The organism is Algoriphagus sp. (genome assembly GCF_013373065.1).
Taxonomy (GTDB): Bacteria; Bacteroidota; Bacteroidia; order Cytophagales; family Cyclobacteriaceae; genus Algoriphagus.
The window spans coordinates 291,120-307,994 of record NZ_JABXIN010000013.1; the positions used below are offsets into that span (position 1 = coordinate 291,120).

The following is a 16,875-nucleotide window of genomic DNA, read 5'->3' on the forward strand; positions in this document are numbered from 1 at the left end:
TCAAAAGGGTTTTTTTATTATTTTTCGAGCTATTACCTTTTCTAAATTACCCAAGGCATGCACTATTTATAGCCTTGGTCTTTATAATAAAGTAATATTTAGATGATTGTAGATCCCAGCAAGCCTTTTCAAATAGTATATTCTATTTTCAGTCATGAGTATTTAGGATTATTATTTGAATCCTTTGTAGTCCAGTTGGATGAGCAGGACAGGCTTTCGTTGGCTTATCAAAATATCAGTTCGGCAAATGCGAAGGAGTTTGATGCGGGTCTAGATGAGCGGGATTATGAATTGATTAAGCTGATGGATGCCATGCAACCGGAAGAAGTTATCAAGTTACATATTCCATCCAAGAAGAAAGTTCGTCCAAAAGATTACTTACAACAGGTTTTTGATGCTAAAACAGCAAATCCTACCGTACAGGAATTGGTAAAAGCCCGCTTGGAACGGCAGCGGTCAGCAATTTTGCCGAAGTTAATCGGACGTAGACTTTTTGAAATGGGCTCAGACGGAAGCCCTACCTGGAAGGAGATCGAAGTATTGCCGGAACCTGCTTCCATCATTTTTCACTTCCATAAAAATCCGGACAATACCCATTACTACCCTACCATTAAATACAAGGGTGAATCCATCAAGATTCATGGAAAAGGAGGGTACTTGTTGTGTAAAGATCCGGCTTGGTTCACTGTAGATGAGAAGCTTTTTCATTTTCACATTCCTGTGGATGGAATGAAGCTGCTGCCTTTCTTGAAAAAGAAATTTATTCTTATCGAGAAAAAAATGGAGCCTGTTTATTTCCGAAAATTCATGGCTCCCATGATGACACAATATGAGGTGGATGCACGGGGATTTGAGGTTTCCAGAGAACATGGAAAGCCCGAGCCCATCCTCCGTATCCATACCTTGGCAGGGAATGAAAATGGTCTTTTTGAAGGTGTCGCAGAAGACGGGGAAGAGTCCAAAATTGTTTTTGAAATTCGCTTTCAATACGGTGATGAAAACTACCCTTTGGGTAATTCCAATGATGCCGCTTCGAGTCAGCCCGTAACCCTAATTGAAAAGGATGGGGAGTTTATGTTTAAGCAAACGATCCGGGCTGTTCAAAAAGAAAAATCCATTGTTTCCTATATCAAGAAATTGGGGCTGAACTTGAGCCATGGAAAGGTAGAGCTGCCAAAAACCCAGGCATTTGAATGGATTGGAGAAAATGAGGAATTGTTGTCAGAAAAGAATATCAAAATCAAGCAGCGATCCAATCCAGATGGAAAAATCTATCATATCGGTAAGGCTCAAATTAGTATTGAGGTCAATGAAGGCATTGACTGGTTTGATGTGAAGGCCATGATTAAGTTTGGGGTTTACTTGGTCCCTTTTGCTAAAATCCGAAAAATGGTCATGAAAGGGCAGACTGAGTTTGAATTGCCCAATGGCGAAATGGCGGTAATTCCAGCTTCTTGGTTTGTGAATTATTCCGAGCTTTTCTCATTTATGGAGGAGGGAACTGTCGATGGCCAAGTCATTATGCGAAAGCATCACTTGGCCCTTGCTAAGCAGCTTGAGGAAGGAAATCTGGTGCAGCTCAGCTTGAGTCGTAAACTCGAAAAACTCCGGGATTTTGATAGCATCGATGATTATGAGATGCCTAGGGGTTTTGAAGGAACACTGCGTCCGTATCAAAAAGCTGGTTACAATTGGCTTCGTTTTTTGAATGAATTCCGGTTTGGGGGATGCTTGGCGGATGACATGGGTTTGGGTAAAACCGTTCAGACCCTTGCCCTTTTGGCCTATGAAAAGGAGGAGAATCCGGGTTTTTGTTCCCTCTTAGTAATGCCTACCTCCTTGATTTACAACTGGGAATTGGAGGCCAGAAAATTTTGTCCAGATCTTAAGATTTTGGTGTATTCAGGTACGCAGCGAATTAAAGATCCTTGGAAATTCCGGGATTATGATCTGGTACTGACTTCTTACGGAATCACTCGTTTGGACATTCATATTCTGAAGGACTTTTATTTCAACTATGTGATTTTGGATGAGTCACAGGCTATCAAAAACCCGAGCAGTAACATTGCTAATGCTGTCAATAAACTGAAAAGTAAGCAAAAGCTTATTTTGACGGGTACGCCAGTGGAAAATGGTACCATGGATTTATGGTCTCAGATGAACTTCGTTAATCCGGGACTTTTGGGTTCTCAGAATAGTTTCAAAAAGCAGTTCCTGCAGCCCATTGAAAAGCAAAATGACAAGGATAAGTCAGCCAAATTGCACGCACTGATCAAGCCTTTTATCCTCCGAAGACTGAAATCTCAAGTTGCTACTGATCTCCCTGAGAAAATCACCAATGTGAAGTTCTCGGCCATGACTGCGGAACAAGAGAAGGTTTACGAAGAAGTGAAGAACTACTACCGAGAGAAAATCATCGGCGAAAACCCACTTGCAAATTTGGGAAGGCAGCAGTTCACTTTGCTACGTGGCCTGACCCAGCTTCGTCAAATTGCTAATCACCCCAAATTGGTGCGGGATGACTACGAAGGAAATTCCGGGAAATTGGAGGATGTGACCTACATGCTTCAATCAACCATTTCAGAAAATCACAAGGTCTTGGTATTTAGTCAGTTTGTTCGGCACCTTTCCATCGTTCGAGAATACCTGGATTCCGAAAATATCGACTATTGCTACCTAGATGGATCCACCAAAGACAGACAGGCACAGGTGGAGCGTTTTCAGCAAGATGACAAGGTGAAGGTATTTTTGATTTCCCTAAAAGCAGGTGGTGTTGGCTTGAATCTGACCAAAGCAGAATATGTCTTTTTATTGGATCCTTGGTGGAACCCTGCGGTCGAATCTCAAGCAATTGACCGAGCGCACCGAATCGGTCAGGAGAACAAAGTCATTATCTACAAATTCATCAGTAGGGGATCTGTGGAGGAAAAAATCATGGCCCTTCAGGATCGGAAATTAGCCTTGGCGGGAGAACTCATAGGATCTGAGGAAAGCTTTATGAAAAGTCTCGATAACGAGGATATTCGGGCTTTATTGGATTAGAGAATTGGAAAATTGAAATATTGAAAAATTAAAAAATTGAAAATCAGTCTACTACGGCTTGATTTACAATTGTTAACCATAATTTATTCCCATTTGGTAATTTTCTCGAGGATATTTTTCTAAATTATTACAACGAATACCACTAACATTTTCCTGCACATGCCTAGAGCCAAATCCGATAAAGATCGGAAAATCTTTGTGCTAGACACTTCTGTGATTCTTTACGCACACAACTCCATCATGAATTTTGCCGAGCACGACGTCGTGATTCCGATCACAGTACTGGAGGAACTTGATCAGTTCAAAAAAGGCAATGACACTAAAAACTTTGAAGCCCGGGAATTTATCCGATTGTTGGATAAACTTTCGCAGGATCATATGATCCACGAATGGACTCCGCTCAACGGGAAGACCAAAGGGAACTTCAAGGTCTTGATGAATCCCGACAATAAGTTGAATGCCAATGTGATTTTTGGCGAGGAGAAGAATGACCATAAGATTCTGAATGCAGCCCTGTATCTCAAGGAGCATGAAAAAAATCGCCGGGTTATTCTGGTCTCCAAAGACATCAACCTACGATTGAAGGCCAAATCATTGGAAATCCATGCGGAGGACTACGAAACCGGCAAAATTAAGAATATCGATGAACTGGAGAATACCGGTACCTATATCTTAGAAGACGTAAACATCGAGGCCATCAATACCCTTTATGAAGTTGGGTTTGTCGAGTCTAAAATGGTCTTAGGTACCCGCAAGCGAAAAGCAAATGCATATTACATTCTTCGGAACAACAAAAACTCAGTTCTTACCTTTTACAATCCCGAGGAAAATATTTTGGAGCGTGTGGACAAGAAGTTGGCCTATAATATCAAGCCGAAGAATGCCGAACAGACCTTTGCCTTGCACGCCATCATGAATCCTAATATCAAATTGGTATCTATTCAGGGCGTGGCCGGTACAGGTAAGACCTTATTGGCTTTGGCTGGGGCGCTGGAGCAGCGACGTTACTACAAGCAGATTTTCTTAGCAAGACCTATTGTCCCTCTTTCCAACAAGGATATTGGTTACCTCCCAGGTGATATCAAGTCAAAGCTGAATCCGTATATGGAGCCACTTTGGGATAACCTGAAGTTTATCCAAAATCAATACAAGGAAACCGATAAGGAATACCAGAAAATCACCGAACTGGTCAATCAGGAAAAATTGGTGATTCAGCCTTTGGCCTATATCCGTGGGCGATCACTCTCCAATATCTTCTTTATTGTTGATGAGGCGCAGAACCTCACGCCGCATGAGATTAAGACGATTATTTCCCGAGCAGGTGAAAACACCAAGATCGTCTTTACGGGGGATGTGCATCAGATCGATACACCCTACTTAGATTCCCAATCCAATGGCCTTTCCTACTTGATTGATCGGGTGAAGGATCATCCGCTTTATGCACATATTAAGTTAGAAAAAGGAGAACGCTCAGAATTGGCCAATCTGGCAAATGAGTTGTTGTAAATATTGATATAATATACTTTCTAGGCCCTTGGATTCGTCTTTGGGCTTTTTTTATTTTAGCTACTTAGCTCTTCGGAATCCGCGATAGTTATCGGGAGCAATTCCGAAGTTATAACGTAGGATTTTTAATCCGATATTTTATCTATTACTTCTTTACCCTATCACCCTTTTTAAGAGCTTGTCCATTGTATCCTTCCTTGAATTCGACAGGGTGGGATTTGATACCATCCCTTCCTTTGATCGGAATTAAACTATTAAAATGAAGATGGGCTACATCCGTTTGGCCAGTCATCCCGGCAAGTCCAATAGGTTGCCCGATTTTTATCTGATCCCCAACCTGGACAAAACTTCCCTGGTGAGTCAAATGAACATATTGAAAAAACAAGCCTGAATCAGGATTGTAAATGGTGATAAAATTTCCAAATGGTCTCCATTTTTCTTCTTTCCCACCATGGCGGTATTGGTCTATCACACCAACCACATACCCGTCGCTCACGGATGTAACCGTATCCTTGACCTTTAAATTGAAATCAATGGCATATTGGGAAAAGTCGGAATTGTGGGTGTAATTAGAATTGTTTCCCTGAATGATTTTATATGTTTTGTTTTTGGGAAATGGAAGTTCAATGGGTAGCTGTACAATTTCTTTTTCCGGATCCCCCATGACAATATGGTAGCTGATATCATCCTTAAAACCCTTCAAATCTGAGAAAACCAAGGTGGTGTCTTTCTTTTCTTCCAGTAGAATGGGGCTTAGGGGGTCCACCATAGGCTTGATGGTGGGATGATCGCTGCTTAGCCAAATCCGAATAGGACACATTAAGGGGTTATCAAGTTTGATAGTCAAGCTATCCCCGTTCATTGTGTGCGACTTTTTCATCGAAAACTGACTGTATCGCTCTTTAGGAATTCCCTTTTCCGCGCAGCTAACTGTGATTAGGAAACAAATAATCAGTATAAGGCCCAAATACCCTCTCATCTTATGCTGTTTGTTTACGTAGTTGGAAAAAATTAATATCAGTTTAATTAATTTTTAGGGAATCTGGAAAACATCAAATTGGAATCTAGGCAGCCAGGGATTTAATTTTTCTTAATTATCACCATAAATGAAACCACTTGTAGGGCTCTTTTCTGTCCGTCCGCGTTAGAACACTGTCCGATAGCGTACAAGTATTTTAGTTAAAAGTGCTCTATTGATCTAATTTGGGGCTTTTTTGAGTTTGGTAGTCTTTTGGCATAAAGGAATATCACGAAAACAAACCAACTCTTTATTGCCATGAACACTTCAATTTTCACACAAAAAAATATCTGTGCGGCACTGGGATTAGCCATGGCAATGACCATTGTCATCAAAGCTAAAGTCGAAGCCAATCACATGGAAAATACTGCCCGATTTGAAACTACTAAACCAACACCACAAGTCGGAAGCGAAAGCGCCCAAGGTCCTGATATCCTTCAGGTGAACATTTACAAAACTGAAAAGCCTCAATTTACTGAGGCTTCCTAAAGACAAACTCGTAAGGGTTAATTTGGTTGATTGTTTGGTTAATTAAAAAAGGCGGATTTTATCTGCCTTTTTTTTGTAATTGGGTGGAATAGCTTCCGCTTATAAACTATTCCAAATTTCTTTTTTTCAGTTCCTTCTTTAGAGCCTCATATTGCTTTGGTTTCTTTAAGAACAAATAAATTAGAAACAAAGGAATTAAGGTCAGAAAGCCCCAAGCATTTGTGGCAACACTATAGACGACTATTCCGATTAGAAACCCAATAAAAAATGCGTCAATGATCGGTGAAGGTTTGTTGTTTTTTGCGGCCTCCAGCAACTCTTCGTCACTGAGTTGCGCTAGTTCTTTTTGGTTCATAGGATATCGGTTTTTCTATCTACTCTTTGCCTTGAAGTACTTGGTTTCCTTTTTTTGATGGCTTTTCCCCAGGATTAGATCTGCTTATTTATCAATTTTGCTGTAGCTGACTCGAGCTTTTGCTTTCCCTGTTGGGTTTGGATCTAGGTATAATTCATACCCTGCCAATAGTTTTACCTTTTTAGTCTTCCCTTTCGGAATGGATACTTCTTCTATCAGCTTTCCTTTGACTTGTACCCGGACCGAAAAACTCCTACTTCCAATATTTTCAACCAGTGCAAAGCAATCTTCCCCTTCGAAGGGATTGATAGTTGCGTCTTGGCCCGGACCTTTCCCGGTCATTAGCATGCTTTGAGAGGGTTCTAATACGAATTCTGTTTGAGCCAAAATTTCAGTATTGGAAAGGAAAATTATTCCAAGGATTAATATTAATGCTTTCATCTCAAATCTTTTTGTAAACGATAAGCCCAATAAATACCACAACGAGTAAAACAGAAATCAGGACGACAGTTCTCCAATAAAGTTTGTCAACCAGACTCTCCATACGGTCAAAAGTTATTTCTAGGCTTTGATTGGTCAAAACAGTAAGATCTTGAATGATTGCCTCCTGTTGTTTGGTAAGTTCCTCGCTTAATTCTCCAATGATAATAGCTCGTTCACTTTTTAATTCTTCCAAAACAATGGCCCGTTCTTGACGAATGGCCTGCAATACGGCGATACGCTCTGCCCGAATGTCTTCAAAAGCCGCCTCGCGTTGGTCATCGATTAATTCAGGGCTTGATTCAATAAATAAAACCGACCGTTCCAATAGCTGGGTTAGGGAATCGATACGACTGCTCAGTTCGGGGTTATTTAAGGTATTGTTTAATAAATACTCAGCTTCCCAACGCACTTGTTTCGGCAAAACCTCCATGTAAGAACTGACCTGAGAACGCAATCCATCCAGGCTTTGTGACATGTCTACGGCCAACCCTTTAAATGTTACCTTTTCGACCATTTGAATTTGAGTCATCAGCGGAATGGTAGACTTTCTGACAAAATAGGAGCTTGTGATAGGGTTTTTTTCCGCAAATTCGATCACCAACTTCCTCCCTTCGGAAATGTCTTTGTCGGGTACTAAGTCTCGGCCGATATTCAGTATTTCCTCCCAAAGCATATCAAGCGTTTGGATGGCGATCTTTTGATGTTCACCGAACAAATCCTTTCCCTTACCCTCCTCAAAGAATAATTTCATCTGGTAAGTGAAGACAGCCACATCGATGTAGCCTAGAAAAGGATCATTGTTGTAAATGGAGCCATTGGCAACAGGGATAGCGTTCATTTTCCAGATTAAGGCTTCTTGATCAATACGGGAATCTGAAGAAGCCCTGATGATGCTATCTGCTGATTCTGTAATGCTCCGTTCGAACCTGTAAAAAAAATCGTTCATCGTCTCTCGCAACTGAAGAGGAGAAAGTTCAATGGTTCCCTCGGCGGGGCCAACCGATTTTTTTTTAGTTTTTTGAGCCACTGCTGATTGGCTAATGAATAAAAAAAGGAGCAGTATCCTTAAAGCCAAGGATAGGTTAAAAGTAAAAATGGAAGTGCTAATTGAATATTGAGACCTCATAGTGCTTTCTTAAAATCATTGTTAATTCTGTCAGACTTTTCCTGTTCAGAAGAGGAGATTTCCTTTGTATGATCCCGAACCAGCTAGATTCATTTGTACCCGATCGGTTAAATGGGGCACGGTTTCACCGTTTTATAGAAGCCTTTTTCTTTCGGATCATCCTTTAGAAACAATAAGACTTTGTAATTCAACTGAATTAAGATAAGGCAAAAATGGGGGTTTATTCTGCTGGATTGAGTTTGGATAGTATAAAAGTTGGTTTTTCTAAAAAAAAAGAGTGAAAAAATCAGTTATTGAATCAGGTTTTTAATCTCAAGATTTAATTTTCATGCAAATTATTTCAGTATAACGGTCAAGTATAAGAGCAGTAGCGGATTTTAACCCACTAAACTGTCGGTTAGTAAGATACTTAATTAATAGCAATAGCGGTTTAAGTGCCAACTTGAAACGCTATTGCTTTTATACAATGTTGTAGGTAGTGTTTAACGTATTTCTTGATTAAAGTACAATGCCTTTTCTATCCAGAAATCAAGATCATCCTCGGCATCAAAACCATCTGGGTCTATATAAAGAAACCCAAGCATCACTTTACCAGTAAAGTCCATCTCTCGGCTCCCTTTATCGAAAATGAGCTGATCATGTGACGCTTTACCAACACGAACCATCAATCGATCCAATCCAGTTTTTTTATCAATATCTAATCCCACACACATTTTATGATTAACCATAAAAATGAGGCCGCCCATCATCTTTTTTTCTTCAGTCAGATTTGCCTTCTTTAATCGCTGACGAATGCGGTCAGCCTGATGTTCGCTGTATGCCATTTTATTGCTTTTCGGTTATCTGTTTGAGTCCTCCTAAGAATTCCTTTATGCCCGAGTTCCACTTTGGCCTTAGCAGGGCAAACATCAATTTACCTAACAACCCATACTTCATTTGAATATTCATCTTTTGAGTGACTCTCACTTTGTCGCCAACTTGCTCGAAGTTATACTCATGATAAAGTTTGTGCACAGGAAAGGAGCAAGCTGTTAAGGTGTATGTGAGCGCCTTGTTTTTTTCGTAAGTGGTACATGATTCTTCGAACCAATTCTTTCCATCTAACATTTCAACTTTTCTTGCCGCTCCAATCCCTGACTTATTAATTGTTGTGGCTAAAGATTTTTTTATAGTTGGGTCGTAGCTATCTAATTTATCTACGACAGCCAGTGCATCCCAAATTTTATCGATTGGGGCACTAATCTCTATTTCATTATACAATGAGTTCATAGCTTATATGGTTATTTATTTGGATTCTTTTCTAAACTCTTCAGCATCATAGTAAACTTTGATACTTTGGATTTTACCGTCTTTCGTCTCGTACCATTCGTTCATGTCTAAAGTGATGGTTTTTCCGGTTGGCATTTCTACATCAATTTCAACTTGAGTGATCACATAATTATCCACTTCTACGGCTTTAATCATACGCGTACCTCTTACCATTGACATAAAGCCTTCATTCAATTCAACGAATGCTTCCATCCCGCTTACTTGAGCTGCCGGACCATTAAAAGTGATAGTGTCAGAAATAAACTTTTTCCATGAATCCGTTCCGGATGCCATTCCTCCTCCGAAACCTTCGTGTACAATTTGCATTGGTGATTTTTCCATTTTTCCTCTTTTTAGAATATTTAACTTGTAAAAACGAAGCTAAATTAGATATTAACTTTGAAAAAACAAGTTAAATCAAAAATTTTCTTAATTTTGAATTATGGAAGTACGGTCACATTGCCCTATTAATTATACGCTGGAGCACTTTGGCGACAAGTGGTCATTTCTTATTATTCGGGATTTAATGTTTAAGGGAAAAAGGCATTACAATGAGTTTTTGGAAGCTGGAGAAAAAGTTTCAACGAGTGTATTAGGCGATAGGCTTAAAAAGCTGGAGGAGATGGGTATCATATCCAAAGGGGAGGATACCGTTAAGAAATCAAGGATTCGATATAGCCTTACTCAAAAGGGAATTGATCTTCTCCCCATTTTATTGGAAATGATTATTTGGGGTGGGCTAAATGATGATTTAACGGAATCGCCAAAGGAATTTATGGATCAAGCAATCAATCAAAAAGAATCGCTGATTAGTGAGATTAGGCAAAAACTGATAGCTGACCATTTATCAGGTTATTAAATTCCTTCATGTAGAAAAAGCGAGGTAAGGCCCCGCTTTTTTAACATGTGTAATTCTTGAAATTCTAAAAAGAAATTTTGTCTTTAAAATTGACAACTTTTGGTTTTGCCTTTGAAGAGTCAATTTCAAATCCGTCTGATTTTAAAAGTTCGGCTTGAAGTTCAACGTCGGAAGCAACTAGCTCTCCTTTGCCATTTAATACTTTGTAAGCACCTGAGTTTTTTTCCTCCATCATGTTTCTTAGCGTCTTTAAACTAGTTTTTGGACAAGCTGTAGTAACACCGAATTGATTTGCTATTGATTCACGGAGCATTGGAATTGTAGTTAGTTTCCCTTCCGGAAGTTTTGCGAGTTCATTCCTTATGGTTTCTTCTGAAGGTAAAACCATTTCTCCAACGCCAAGGTACTTTTCTAATCCCGAAGGTATTTTTTGAATCTTATTCATGTCTCTTATAATTTAATTGATGCTAAACTCTTTTCGGAATTCCTCAGCGTCATAGTGCACTTTAACTGACTTGATTTTGCTGTCTTCAATTTCATAAAATTCAGTCATGTCCAGTGTAATAATATTGCCTGTTGGTGTAGCAACTTTGATCTCAACTTCAGTAGCCACAAGATTTTCATTTGCTACATAACGTTTCATTTCTGCTCCACGAACCATTCCAAAGAAGTCTTCTGTTGTTTTGATATACTCCTCTTTTCCCAAAGCTTTGGCAGCTGGTCCTGTAAATGTAACATCATCAGCCAATAGGTTTTTCCAATTGTCATTTTGCTCTTGCATGGATTGAGCGTATGCTCCCCAAATTTGTTCTGCTTTTTGCATTTTCTTGAATTTTTAATGTTTAATAATTACCCTCTTTTTTGAGAGCTTCTATTACTTATACAATTCAGCAGATTTTTTTGAACGGGAAAATCGAAATTATTTTTAAGAGGTTGCTTTTTCAACCCAGGTGGGGATGTTTTCAAGAAAAAAAGTATGCAGTTCACTTGACCCTTGTAGAGGATCCGTTTCTTTAACAAGTTTCATTCTTAGATCAAGAAGTTTATCCTGATCGTTTGTTGATGATAGTTTTAATTCTTTTGCTTTAATATGCGCGTCCTGTTTTGGATTGAATATTCCATTTAAGGCTGTGCATTGATTACAAATACCATTCTTATTTATAAGAGCGCATCTGTTATCAAAAATCCTTTTCAGATTTTTTCTGGCATCAGCAATGCCGTGTTTCACCTTTCCTTCGCTTAACCCGGTAATTTCAATGATTTCCTCTTGTTTAAACCCATATACATCCTTGAGTAAAAGACAGATTTGTTGGGTTAATTCTAGAGTTTTGGTAATACAGGTAAAACAGTAATTGAGATGCTCCTTCATCTCAAAACGTGCGTCAGGAGTTGAATTGAAAACTTTGCCAATTTCCTCCATTCTTTCAGGACTGTTTGAATGATACTCTTGACAAATGGTTAAATCATTTTCACCCCATCGTTTCATTTTTGCCAGATAATTCTTACCGGTATTTATAGCAATGGTGAAGACCCATGTTTTCAGACTAGCTTTTTCGGGTTGAAATGAATCAAGATTTGACAATGCTTTGATATACGTATCCTGTGTCAGATCTTCCGCATCCTGTTTATTAGCTACCAGTCGATATAAAAACGAGGTTAATTCACTACTGAAGTTGACGAATTCAGATTGAAATATTTCTTGTTTCATCATTCGTTTCTTTTTTCATTTCCTAGAACGTTTAGTATATCAAATTAGGCGATTGAGGGATTCAAACTTATCAAACTGTTACAATTTTAAAGCGGATTACGGTCATAGAATTTGCTGTTATTACGCCAATTTTGTATATACATTGATCCCATTTTGTTGTTTTATTATGTCAAAATACAATTTTATTTTAGATTATTGATAGTATTAATAATATGTTCTCTAAAATTAATTTCCGCAGTATTATATCCAACATGTTGTAACCTTATATTTTGATTTTTATCAATTATCAATAATGTTGGCAACCCAAAATGACTCATTTTTAATTGCTTGAATATTTTACTCTCATGGTCGTAAACATAGTTGAATGTATAATTATTCTTTTTAATAAATGCTTCAAATTTTTCTGGCGTATCGTTGCCCTGGTCGGCATTGATGATATAGAACACAACATCGGCTCCTTCAAAATACGCTTTAATCTTATCGAGCTCTTTTAACTCTTGTATGCAAGGCTTACACCAAGTGCCAAAAAAGTCTAAAACAATAATTTTCCCGGCTAAGCTTTTTGAGTCTGTTAAATTTCCATTGACATCCTCCATTGTAAATTCCGGCAATTTATCGAATCGCTCTTTTGATAAACTACTTTCGAGACTATTGGGAATAACTTGTATTACTAAGAACAACATTCCAACCGCTAATATTCCCGATAAAATAATAATTGGTTGCTTGTATTTTCTCACTAGTACGCCAAACAGGCAGCTCACAAAATAAACAGGTACAAAATACCACAATACCGGCAGTTCTTTCAATACAATTAGTACAAAAAATGTATTAAAGGCTATTGCAATTAATACAGTTGTCAATAAAAAATGCCTTTTGCTTTCAGAGTGAATTATCCCTGCAGCAAAGAAAGTGCCTGCACCCAAAAATAAAAGTATTTGAAAATTCATGGTAATTTTCAACATCACAAATATTAAAATCAAGGTTATACCTATTCCTGTCGCTAGAGGCTTCAAATATGTTTTCATAATAAAATTTTATTAATACTTCAAAAATACGGCAGCAAAAGTAAGGGAAGGTATGTGTACAGGTATTAGGATTTACTTTTTTTCATTTTTCTAAATTCGGAAGGTGTTGAACCTGTATTTTTTTTGAAAACAGAATAAAATGTCGCTTTATTGGAAAAACCGGAATCATACATTATTTCTTTAATTGACTTTTCCGATTCGTTTAAACTTTGTTTTGCCAGCTCCAACCGATAATGATTAATGAAATTATAATAGTTCATTTTGAACTTTTTATTAATTATATGCGACAAGTTACGTGGCGAGATGGAAAGCTTGTCGGAAATATCCTGAAGTGTGATATCAAATTCGAGGTAAGGTTTTTCAGTGTTAAAATAAATTGTAAGCTTATCGACATAATCGTTAAAAACATCCTCTGGAATTGAATATTCAGTTGAAACACCGGATTCTGTATCTGTCTCTTTAAATCCTTTGAAAAGCCTGATTTGTTTTAATCCCAAAAAGTAAAAGCAATGAATAAGAATCAGTGTAAAAATATAGATGAGGAGTATAAATAAATCAGTGTTAATGATGGCTTGAAAATAACTTTCGAGAAGCGACACAAAAATGATAACTAATTGCAAATAAATAATGAGTACAAGCCAGAACAAACTAATTTTATGAAAAGACGAGGTGGCATTATACAACTGTCTTCGGTACGAGGAAATTAGCTTTAATGCCATCAACAGGTAAACAACAAAATGAACAGTTGCCAGCAGTCCGATTATATTAATTGCATTTTGGAATTTACTGGAGAATAGAAGTGGTAATATTAAAAAGGCAGGAATGAAATGAAAAGCAAGTTTTTTGAGATTAGTTGTTTCTATTGTTAAGCTCTTTGTATAGGTGTAATATAGTGGTCCGTATATAAATCCAAAGAAAGGCCCTAACATTATCTGAGCTATTTTTCCCTGATTCTCCAGTAGCATATAACTAAAATGCGTAATTATAGTTATACAAATCCCTAGGAGTATTTTGGTGAAAAATGGTTTAACATTTCTATTAAATAGGGTTGAAAATAGAAATACCAAAGATTGGTAGATTATCAAAACACCCGCTATATCAATTAGAGTGAATGACATTCGATATATGAATTATTATTCTTTTTATACATACAATTGCAATCCTCTGCTATCATTTAAATCGAAATTTCATAATTAACCCCTCTCTAGGTGTAGATTTTCATCAACACCTTTGAGGTTTAGATAAGCGCTGGGTGAAGTTTGTAACTTCACCCTAATATTCCTGCCAATTTGTAATTGGCTATCACACCCTAACCACCAATAATCTACCTCAATCAATCCTTTCATCCCTGAAAAATTACTCGCACTGGAATATAAATAATCTTCCACCTTTTCAACCAAGCCCGCTCTTACAGGATTCTCATGAATGTACTTCATCTTAATCTCAATCATTTCAGACCGAAACAATTCTATCGTATGATTTTCATGGGTCCAAAACTGCAAATCGCCTGATCGCTTATGAAACTCTGCATGATACTTAAAAATCACTTTCAACCATTCTTTTCTGCTCTCCTGAGGATTTTCTAAGATCAATTTCAGCAACTTTTTACTCGTAAACTTTTTATAATCCCGCACCCAATCCGAAAGCTTTCCGTCCTTTTGCTGGGCAACCAAATGAAGATGATTACTCATGATCACAAAACCATATAGGTAAAGACCTTTTTCCATTCGACAGAAGCTTAGATTTTCCAAGATAAAGTCCCTGTAAACTTTTCTGGTAAAAACATCTGCCCAACCCACTACTTGAAAAGTCAAAAAGTATGGCAATTCCTGATCTCGTATTTGATAAGCTTCACCCATAGGTCTACTAATTCATAGAAAAGCAAATTACAAATTTGAATTTATAGAAAGGGGTAGTTGCAAACTACGCCTAGCCTTATTCTGAACCTCAAAGTTTCTTAGTAGGGACTACCCCCAAGGGGGTGTATATTTCTGTCTTTCTACTACTGCTGTGATCCAGTAGCTCCTGAATAAATCTCAGGTCTGTGCCTCCCTCTAAAAGATGAGTGGCATAGCTATGCCTGAGCCAGTGAAGTGTCACAGGTTTTCTTATTCTTTCCTTTTTTATCGCTGACTTTAATACTTCCTGAAGACTGCCCTTATAGTATGCTTTCCGTAGCGGATTTTTAATAAAAATGGTCTTCATGGATCTAAAAATTAACGATACTTCAAGTTAAAAGAATTTTTTAAAATGAGCGCAAACACGGAATAGCACTGCTAGGGGTACAAAAAAATCCTGCCTCTTGAGAAGCAGGATTCATTGTGATTAGTGGGGTGATTAATCAACTTTCAGTAATCGTATTCAATTTTGCTAGGAAACTGTTGTAATACTGTCTGCCGACTTGGACCACCGCTCCGGATCGGAGGTTGATGTCCTTGGTATTGAAGCTTTCGATCTGTCCCAGATGTACGATAAAGGATTTTTGTACCCGAAGGAACAAATGGGATGGAAGGATTTCTTCAATTTCCTTCATGGATTTGCGGATGCTGAAGTTTCTGTTTTTGGTGAAAATGGTCACCATGTTTCCATTGGCTTCCACATAGTAAATCTCATCATAAGGAACCCGCTCAAATGCATTATCAGCTTTGATAAATACCGCATCCGTTACCAAGAAGGGGCTTTCATTTCCATTTTTCACCACTGCGGTTTCCACAGCCGGCTTCGTCCTTTTGTTGTAGAGGACGATTTCCACGATGGCGTGAATATCATTGGTATTGAACGGCTTGACAATAAAGCCTGCGGGAGCGATTCGCTTCGCACGCTCGATGATGGTCGGGTCACTATAGGATGTCACAAAGACCAAGGGGGCATCCACCATTTGCTTGACAATCTCGCCGAGCTCGATACCGTCCTTGTCTCCCTTCAATTTGATATCCATGAATATCAGGTCGGGGCGATACTTTTTGATGACCTTGATACACTGGTTGGCCGAATTGGCGATATCTATGTTTACATATCCGAGAAGTTCTAAGATCTCCTGGATATTTTCTGCGATACTGGGATCGTCCTCAACAATAAGAATCCGCTCGTCTTTCATAGCTTGATTGGCATAGATTAGTGAATAAAAGGGGAGGTTTTACCCATTGCAAAACCAATTTTTCACTAATTACAGCATTTAATTTTGGAAATCAAATGCTTTTTTTTGTCTATGAAATATTTTTAGAGGCTCATCATTTCTTTAAATCGGGCCGCTTGGCGTCGGCTCACTTCGATTCGATCTCCTCCTCTGAGGGTTACAACCAAGCCACCATTAAACCAAGGTTCGATGCCTTCTACCCAACCCAAGTTGATGATATGTTTTCGGCTGGCTCGGAAAAATGATTTTTCATCCAATCGTTCATCCAGGGCATTGAGGGACTTGTGGATCATCGGTTTCACATTGTCAAAGTACACTTTGATGTAGTTTCCGTCTGATTCGAATAGTCGAACATTGGCCAGGCGCACAAACCAGCAGCGATCACCGTCTTTAACAAATACCTGATCGTCCAGAGTGAGTTTTTTAGTGTTGTTGCTTTGAGCTTCTGCTTCGGCCTTTTGCTGCTTTTCGATTTTCCCGGTCAATTTTGTAATGGCTTCCTCCAAACGCTTCGGTTCGATAGGCTTCAATAGGTAGTCCAGGGCATTTACCTGAAAGGCCTTTAGGGCATATTCATCGTAGGCGGTGGTAAAGATGACATGAGGAACCGAATCGAGCTCTTCCAATAAATCAAAGCCTGTTTTTTCGGGCATTTGAATATCGAGAAAGATGACATCTGGCTGGAGTTGCTCGATTTTTTCTTTCGCATCTTCCACGTTTACTGCTTCTCCCACCACTTCTACTGTTTCCAGTTGGTTGAGAAGGTTGATCAGCTCTTTTCTTGCCAATCTTTCATCATCGATTACAATGGCTCGCATAA

20 protein-coding genes are annotated in these 16,875 nt (G+C 38.5%); 4 read left to right on the top strand and 16 right to left on the bottom strand.

Going from position 1 to position 16,875, the window contains the following annotated elements; translation table 11 throughout:
• Positions 1–102 precede the first annotated feature (102 nt).
• Positions 103–3,042 (top strand): DEAD/DEAH box helicase, encoded by a 2,940-nt coding sequence (locus tag HWE15_RS10260; protein WP_290507436.1) that lies wholly within the window; start codon positions 103–105, stop codon positions 3,040–3,042.
• Positions 3,043–3,201: 159 nt separating this feature from the next.
• Positions 3,202–4,548, top strand: a complete 1,347-nt coding sequence (locus HWE15_RS10265; protein ID WP_290507437.1) for a PhoH family protein — start codon at positions 3,202–3,204, stop codon at positions 4,546–4,548.
• A gap of 145 nt (positions 4,549–4,693) precedes the next feature.
• Here the strand turns inward: HWE15_RS10265 and HWE15_RS10270 are convergent, their stop codons facing one another.
• Positions 4,694–5,428: a M23 family metallopeptidase gene (locus tag HWE15_RS10270; protein ID WP_290507438.1), complete on the bottom strand. Its 735-nt coding sequence runs from the start codon at positions 5,426–5,428 to the stop codon at positions 4,694–4,696.
• Positions 5,429–5,824: 396 nt separating this feature from the next.
• On the opposite strand from HWE15_RS10270, the gene HWE15_RS10275 reads away from it, so the two are divergent.
• Positions 5,825–6,055: a hypothetical protein gene (locus tag HWE15_RS10275; RefSeq protein WP_290507439.1), complete on the top strand. Its 231-nt coding sequence runs from the start codon at positions 5,825–5,827 to the stop codon at positions 6,053–6,055.
• 106 nt (positions 6,056–6,161) lie between these two features.
• Here HWE15_RS10275 and HWE15_RS10280 read toward each other — a convergent pair whose 3' ends face one another.
• From HWE15_RS10280 to HWE15_RS10305, 6 genes are all read right to left on the bottom strand, one after another.
• On the bottom strand, positions 6,162–6,410 hold the full coding sequence (locus HWE15_RS10280) for an FUSC family protein (protein ID WP_290507440.1): 249 nt from the start codon (positions 6,408–6,410) through the stop codon (positions 6,162–6,164).
• 84 nt (positions 6,411–6,494) lie between these two features.
• Positions 6,495–6,851 (bottom strand): hypothetical protein, encoded by a 357-nt coding sequence (locus tag HWE15_RS10285; protein WP_290507441.1) that lies wholly within the window; start codon positions 6,849–6,851, stop codon positions 6,495–6,497.
• A 1-nt stretch (position 6,852) separates the two neighbouring features.
• Positions 6,853–7,839, bottom strand: a complete 987-nt coding sequence (locus HWE15_RS10290; protein WP_290507442.1) for a hypothetical protein — start codon at positions 7,837–7,839, stop codon at positions 6,853–6,855.
• A 662-nt stretch (positions 7,840–8,501) separates the two neighbouring features.
• A complete protein-coding gene (locus tag HWE15_RS10295; RefSeq protein ID WP_290507443.1) occupies positions 8,502–8,843 on the bottom strand; it encodes a TfoX/Sxy family protein in 342 nt (113 codons plus the stop codon).
• Between the two features lies 1 nt (position 8,844).
• A complete protein-coding gene (locus tag HWE15_RS10300; protein ID WP_290507444.1) occupies positions 8,845–9,288 on the bottom strand; it encodes an SRPBCC family protein in 444 nt (147 codons plus the stop codon).
• 15 nt (positions 9,289–9,303) lie between these two features.
• A complete protein-coding gene (locus HWE15_RS10305) occupies positions 9,304–9,669 on the bottom strand; it encodes a nuclear transport factor 2 family protein (protein WP_290507445.1) in 366 nt (121 codons plus the stop codon).
• Between the two features lie 100 nt (positions 9,670–9,769).
• On the opposite strand from HWE15_RS10305, the gene HWE15_RS10310 reads away from it, so the two are divergent.
• Positions 9,770–10,186 carry a helix-turn-helix domain-containing protein gene (locus HWE15_RS10310; protein WP_290507446.1) on the top strand — a complete coding sequence of 139 codons (417 nt, stop codon included), beginning with the start codon at positions 9,770–9,772 and terminating at the stop codon, positions 10,184–10,186.
• 64 nt (positions 10,187–10,250) lie between these two features.
• Here HWE15_RS10310 and HWE15_RS10315 read toward each other — a convergent pair whose 3' ends face one another.
• From HWE15_RS10315 to HWE15_RS10355, 9 genes are all read right to left on the bottom strand, one after another.
• On the bottom strand, positions 10,251–10,631 hold the full coding sequence (locus HWE15_RS10315; protein WP_290507447.1) for a hypothetical protein: 381 nt from the start codon (positions 10,629–10,631) through the stop codon (positions 10,251–10,253).
• 12 nt (positions 10,632–10,643) lie between these two features.
• Positions 10,644–11,009, bottom strand: a complete 366-nt coding sequence (locus HWE15_RS10320; protein WP_290507448.1) for a nuclear transport factor 2 family protein — start codon at positions 11,007–11,009, stop codon at positions 10,644–10,646.
• Between the two features lie 102 nt (positions 11,010–11,111).
• Positions 11,112–11,897, bottom strand: coding sequence for a sigma-70 family RNA polymerase sigma factor (locus HWE15_RS10325; RefSeq protein WP_290507449.1), 786 nt, complete (start codon positions 11,895–11,897; stop codon positions 11,112–11,114).
• A gap of 179 nt (positions 11,898–12,076) precedes the next feature.
• Positions 12,077–12,919, bottom strand: a complete 843-nt coding sequence (locus tag HWE15_RS10330) for a TlpA disulfide reductase family protein (RefSeq protein ID WP_290507450.1) — start codon at positions 12,917–12,919, stop codon at positions 12,077–12,079.
• Between the two features lie 65 nt (positions 12,920–12,984).
• Positions 12,985–13,884 carry an AraC family transcriptional regulator gene (locus tag HWE15_RS10335; protein ID WP_290507451.1) on the bottom strand — a complete coding sequence of 300 codons (900 nt, stop codon included), beginning with the start codon at positions 13,882–13,884 and terminating at the stop codon, positions 12,985–12,987.
• Positions 13,885–14,112: 228 nt separating this feature from the next.
• Entirely contained in the window at positions 14,113–14,778 is a 666-nt protein-coding gene (locus HWE15_RS10340) for a transposase (RefSeq protein ID WP_290507452.1), read from the bottom strand.
• Between the two features lie 88 nt (positions 14,779–14,866).
• Entirely contained in the window at positions 14,867–15,136 is a 270-nt protein-coding gene (locus HWE15_RS10345) for a tyrosine-type recombinase/integrase (RefSeq protein ID WP_367203927.1), read from the bottom strand.
• Between the two features lie 124 nt (positions 15,137–15,260).
• A complete protein-coding gene (locus HWE15_RS10350; RefSeq protein WP_290507453.1) occupies positions 15,261–16,016 on the bottom strand; it encodes a response regulator in 756 nt (251 codons plus the stop codon).
• A 122-nt stretch (positions 16,017–16,138) separates the two neighbouring features.
• Positions 16,139–16,873, bottom strand: coding sequence for a response regulator (locus tag HWE15_RS10355; RefSeq protein ID WP_290507454.1), 735 nt, complete (start codon positions 16,871–16,873; stop codon positions 16,139–16,141).
• Positions 16,874–16,875 lie beyond the last annotated feature (2 nt).

Coding starts and splice junctions, on each gene's coding strand:
- HWE15_RS10260 (WP_290507436.1), top strand. CDS start 103: ATGATTGTAGATCCCAGCAAGCCTTTTCAAATAGTATATTCTATTTTC.
- HWE15_RS10265 (WP_290507437.1), top strand. CDS start 3,202: ATGCCTAGAGCCAAATCCGATAAAGATCGGAAAATCTTTGTGCTAGAC.
- HWE15_RS10270 (WP_290507438.1), bottom strand. CDS start 5,428: ATGAAAAAGTCGCACACAATGAACGGGGATAGCTTGACTATCAAACTT.
- HWE15_RS10275 (WP_290507439.1), top strand. CDS start 5,825: ATGAACACTTCAATTTTCACACAAAAAAATATCTGTGCGGCACTGGGA.
- HWE15_RS10280 (WP_290507440.1), bottom strand. CDS start 6,410: ATGAACCAAAAAGAACTAGCGCAACTCAGTGACGAAGAGTTGCTGGAG.
- HWE15_RS10285 (WP_290507441.1), bottom strand. CDS start 6,851: ATGAAAGCATTAATATTAATCCTTGGAATAATTTTCCTTTCCAATACT.
- HWE15_RS10290 (WP_290507442.1), bottom strand. CDS start 7,839: ATGAACGATTTTTTTTACAGGTTCGAACGGAGCATTACAGAATCAGCA.
- HWE15_RS10295 (WP_290507443.1), bottom strand. CDS start 8,843: ATGGCATACAGCGAACATCAGGCTGACCGCATTCGTCAGCGATTAAAG.
- HWE15_RS10300 (WP_290507444.1), bottom strand. CDS start 9,288: ATGAACTCATTGTATAATGAAATAGAGATTAGTGCCCCAATCGATAAA.
- HWE15_RS10305 (WP_290507445.1), bottom strand. CDS start 9,669: ATGGAAAAATCACCAATGCAAATTGTACACGAAGGTTTCGGAGGAGGA.
- HWE15_RS10310 (WP_290507446.1), top strand. CDS start 9,770: ATGGAAGTACGGTCACATTGCCCTATTAATTATACGCTGGAGCACTTT.
- HWE15_RS10315 (WP_290507447.1), bottom strand. CDS start 10,631: ATGAATAAGATTCAAAAAATACCTTCGGGATTAGAAAAGTACCTTGGC.
- HWE15_RS10320 (WP_290507448.1), bottom strand. CDS start 11,009: ATGCAAAAAGCAGAACAAATTTGGGGAGCATACGCTCAATCCATGCAA.
- HWE15_RS10325 (WP_290507449.1), bottom strand. CDS start 11,897: ATGATGAAACAAGAAATATTTCAATCTGAATTCGTCAACTTCAGTAGT.
- HWE15_RS10330 (WP_290507450.1), bottom strand. CDS start 12,919: ATGAAAACATATTTGAAGCCTCTAGCGACAGGAATAGGTATAACCTTG.
- HWE15_RS10335 (WP_290507451.1), bottom strand. CDS start 13,884: ATGCTACTGGAGAATCAGGGAAAAATAGCTCAGATAATGTTAGGGCCT.
- HWE15_RS10340 (WP_290507452.1), bottom strand. CDS start 14,778: ATGGGTGAAGCTTATCAAATACGAGATCAGGAATTGCCATACTTTTTG.
- HWE15_RS10350 (WP_290507453.1), bottom strand. CDS start 16,016: ATGAAAGACGAGCGGATTCTTATTGTTGAGGACGATCCCAGTATCGCA.
- HWE15_RS10355 (WP_290507454.1), bottom strand. CDS start 16,873: ATGCGAGCCATTGTAATCGATGATGAAAGATTGGCAAGAAAAGAGCTG.